The 4,041-nt window shown below is 61.0% G+C and carries 3 protein-coding genes; all 3 read left to right on the top strand.

Features of this window, described 5'->3' with window-relative positions; translation table 11 throughout:
• The coding region (gene gnpA / locus Q0K06_RS13735; RefSeq protein ID WP_294553691.1) for a 1,3-beta-galactosyl-N-acetylhexosamine phosphorylase at window positions 1-1,389 on the top strand (1,389 nt) is incomplete at its 5' end.
• A gap of 148 nt (window positions 1,390-1,537) precedes the next feature.
• Window positions 1,538-2,578, top strand: coding sequence for a hypothetical protein (locus Q0K06_RS13730; protein ID WP_294553689.1), 1,041 nt, complete (start codon window positions 1,538-1,540; stop codon window positions 2,576-2,578).
• 240 nt (window positions 2,579-2,818) lie between these two features.
• A partial coding sequence (gene nrdD / locus Q0K06_RS13725; RefSeq protein ID WP_294553686.1) for an anaerobic ribonucleoside-triphosphate reductase occupies window positions 2,819-4,041 on the top strand: 1,223 nt, incomplete at its 3' end.

Here is a 4,041-nt window from a genome sequence, read left to right as displayed (position 1 = left end):
CCCGAGTACATCATCGACCAGGGCTACTACAACAACCAGTACCGTGTGCCCAGCAAGGAGTTCAGGGACTTCCAGGCCTTCCAGCGCCGCGAGGTGGCCAAGCTGGCCAAGGAGATGGTGGACATCACCCACGAGCTGGGCAAGGAAGCCATGATGTTCCTGGGCGACCACTGGATCGGCACCGAGCCCTTCATGGATGAGTTCAAGACCATCGGCCTGGACGCGGTTGTGGGCAGCGTGGGCAACGGCTCCACCCTGCGCCTCATCAGCGATATCCCCGGCGTGAAATACACCGAGGGCCGCTTCCTGCCCTACTTCTTCCCCGACACCTTCCACGAGGGCGGCGATCCCGTGAAGGAGGCCAAGGAGAACTGGGTGACCGCCCGGCGCGCCATCCTGCGCAAGCCCATCGACCGCATCGGCTACGGCGGCTACCTGAAGCTGGCCTGCCAGTTCCCCGACTTCATCGACTATGTGGAGCGCGTGTGCAACGAGTTCCGTGAGCTGTACGCCAACATCAAGGGCACTACGCCCTACTGCATCAAGACGGTGGCTGTGCTCAACAGCTGGGGCAAGATGCGCTCCTGGGGCTGCCACATGGTGCACCACGCCCTGTACCAGAAGCAGAACTACTCCTACGCTGGCGTTATTGAGGCCCTGTCCGGCGCGCCCTTTGATGTGAAGTTCATCAGCTTCGACGACGTGAAGGCCGATCCCTCCATCCTGGACGGCATCGACGTCATCATCAACGTGGGTGACGGCGACACGGCCCACACCGGCGGCGCCGTGTGGGAGGACCCGGCTGTGACGGCTGCCATCCGTGGCTTCATCTGGAACGGCGGCGGCTTCATCGGCGTGGGCGAGCCCTCCGGCCACCAGTACCAGGGCCGCTATCTCCAGCTGGCGGGCGCCCTGGGCGTGGAGAAGGAGACCGGCTTCACCCTGAACTACGACAAGTACAACTGGGACGAGCATCCCGACCACTTCATCCTGGCCGACTGCACCAGGGAGATGGACTTCGGCGAGGGCAAGAAGAGCATGTACGCCCTGGAGGGTACCGAGATTCTGGTGCAGCGTGAGAAGGAAGTGCAGATGGCTGTTCACGGCTACGGCGCAGGCCGGTGCGTGTACATCTCCGGCCTGCCCTACACCTTCGAGAACAGCCGTGTGCTGTACCGCTCCATCCTGTGGTCCGCCCACGGGGAGGAGGACCTGAACAAGTGGTTCTCCAGCAACTTCAACGTGGAGGTCCACGCCTTTGTGGCCAACGGCAAGTACTGCGTGGTCAACAACACCTACGAGCCCCAGAGCACCACGGTCTACAAGGGCGACGGCTCCAGTTTCCACCTGGATCTGGCCGCCAACGAGATCAAGTGGTACGAAATCTGAGCCCTGTAAAGTCTGGCTGTGACAAAGCTCCCGGCTCCGCATATGCGGAGCCGGGAGCTCTTCTTTTCTTGTGCACAGTCTGAGCATCTGGTACAATAAATATAGAACAAAAGCGGAAAAAACTGCAGGCAAGCTGGGAGGAGAGCCGATGAAAAAGCAAAGCAAAATGCTTCTGGGGCTGGCCGCTCTGGCTGCCGCCTGTCTGCTGGTGTTCTGGCTGACCCGCCCCCTTGAGGGGACGGCCCAGTCCGCACCCTATGTACTGGAGGAGCAGCTTGAGGGGGAGCAGCAGCGTCTGATGGCACAGGGGCTGATTGGGGCGGAATCCCTGGTGCAGTCCTCCGGGGAAGGGGAGAGCATCGCCTATTATCCAACTCTGACCATGCCCACCCTGCCATTCTGGTATGTGGTCCAGGGAATGAATACGAAGAGCTATACTGAGACGGAATACAACGGAATGGAGTGCTATCGGTTTGAAGGAGAGGGCCTGACCGTGTATGTCAGCCGGTCTGCCTTTTCGCCCGGGGACGGATGGGATGCTGACCGGACTGGCTTCAATACCACGGATGAGGTCATCTCACAGCAGCTGACCGACCATCTCAACACAGAGATTACCTCCCCTTACTATTGGTGCGGCTGGCGGGTCTATCGCACCTGGGGGATTTCCCGGGTACAGCTGGCAGTCTATCGGGCGAGCGCTGGAAAAGTTGGGACGCACAGGGTTTGCCTGCAGTATTCCATCCCCTCCTCCCACGGTCTGGAACGGAGGGAGGAGCCCCTCACCGCCCGCCCCATCCTGGGCCTGCAGTTTGCCGGCGCTGAGGGGGGAAAACGTTATTTTGCCCGCGCGGAGCTCCTCTGGACAGGGCGGATGCAGAAGGATGGGGCAGAACTGGTGAGCCTGATCTGGCAGGAGAAGGACGGTCCGCTCCAGGAGAGCCCTTACAATGAGATTTTCACAGGGGAGCGCTTGAAGCTGGACGGAATTACAGAGGGAAACCGCCTTCTCAATCCGGTGGAGTTCCCGCTGTCCAACGCCGGGGAGGGCGTTTATGCCCAGGGCTGCCGGATTGAGTCCCCAGTGGTGGTAAGCAAGCCCGCCGACTCTTTGCAGATCACACTGGGGATGTCAGGGCCGCAGACAGACAAAAAATACCAGGTTTTCTTTTCCACCGGCACTCCGGACTGAGCCCGCAAAACCTTGGGCCGGAACGTCAACTGTCAACCTATCCAAAAAACGCCCGCCAAATTCGGCGGGCGTTTTTCGTCCGGGTATACGCCGGGCACTTGACGGCTTGTCCGGGATAGTATACTATATATGTACTCTGCAACAGAAACAGCACTACATCTTGTATACAATAAAATGGACTTTTGGCCCCGATTGCGGGGCGTTTTTTTGCGGCAAACACGGAAAGAGGAGCGGTGAACTATGACCATCAGCAGCATCCGCAAGCGCGACGGGCGGCTCATGCCCTTTGATGAAGAGAAGATTGTCCACGCCATTACCAAGGCCTTCAACGCCACCTACAAGCCCGGCCACGAGGACACGGCCCGCAAGCTGGCCGGCGAGGTGCTTTCCATTCTGGAGGTGGAGGGCAACCAGCAGCCCGACGTGGAGCACATTCAGGACCTGGTGGAGCGGGTGCTCATGGACGACGGATATGTCCAGACGGCCAAGGCCTACATTCTCTACCGCTCCGACCGCAGCCGGGTGCGGGAGATGAACACCCGCCTGATGAAGATCTACGAGGACATCACCTTCTCCGCCGCCAAGGACTCGGACATCAAGCGGGAGAACGCCAACATTGACGGCGACACCGCCATGGGCTCCATGCTCAAGTTCGGCTCCGAGGGCGCCAAGCAGTTCTACGATATGTTCGTCCTCAACCCGGACCACGCCCGGGCCCACCGGGAGGGGGACATCCACATCCACGACCTGGACTTTCTCACCCTCACCACCACCTGCTGCCAGATTGATATCAAGAAGCTGTTCCAGGGCGGCTTCTCCACCGGCCACGGCACCCTCCGGGAGCCCAATGACATCGCCTCCTATGCCGCCCTGTGCTGCATTGCCATCCAGTCCAACCAGAACGACCAGCACGGCGGCCAGAGCGTGGTGAACTTTGACTACGGCATGGCTGACGGCGTGCGCAAGACCTTTGTCAAGCGCTACCGGCAGAATATGGCCCGGGCGCTCATGCTGCTGTGCGGGGACGAGGATCCGGAGCAGGCGCTGAAGGGGATTATGGCGGAGATTCGGGAGGAGACCGGCCTCCAGCCCACCCTGGAGCACTGCGAGGACTACTTCGCCGCCGAGCTGCCCCGCCTGGCCGGGACCTTCGGTGCCGAGGGGGATATCAAGAAGGCCCAGCAGTTCGCCCACCAGCGGGCTGTGAAGGAGACCGACCGGGCCACCTACCAGGCCATGGAGGCCCTCATCCACAACCTGAACACCATGCACTCCCGTGCCGGCGCCCAGACTCCCTTCTCCTCCATCAACTACGGCATGGACACCTCTCCCGAGGGCCGCATGGTGATGAAGAACCTGCTGCTGGCCACCGAGTCCGGCCTGGGCAACGGCGAGACCCCCATCTTCCCCATCCAGATCTTCCGGGTGAAGGAGGGCGTCAACTACAACCCCGGCGAGCCCAA

The organism is uncultured Pseudoflavonifractor sp., assembly GCF_944387805.1.
In the GTDB taxonomy this organism is placed as follows: Bacteria; Bacillota; Clostridia; order Oscillospirales; family Oscillospiraceae; genus Pseudoflavonifractor.
Note: the sequence above shows the minus strand (reverse complement) of the source record. Positions and strands in the feature narration are given on the sequence as shown.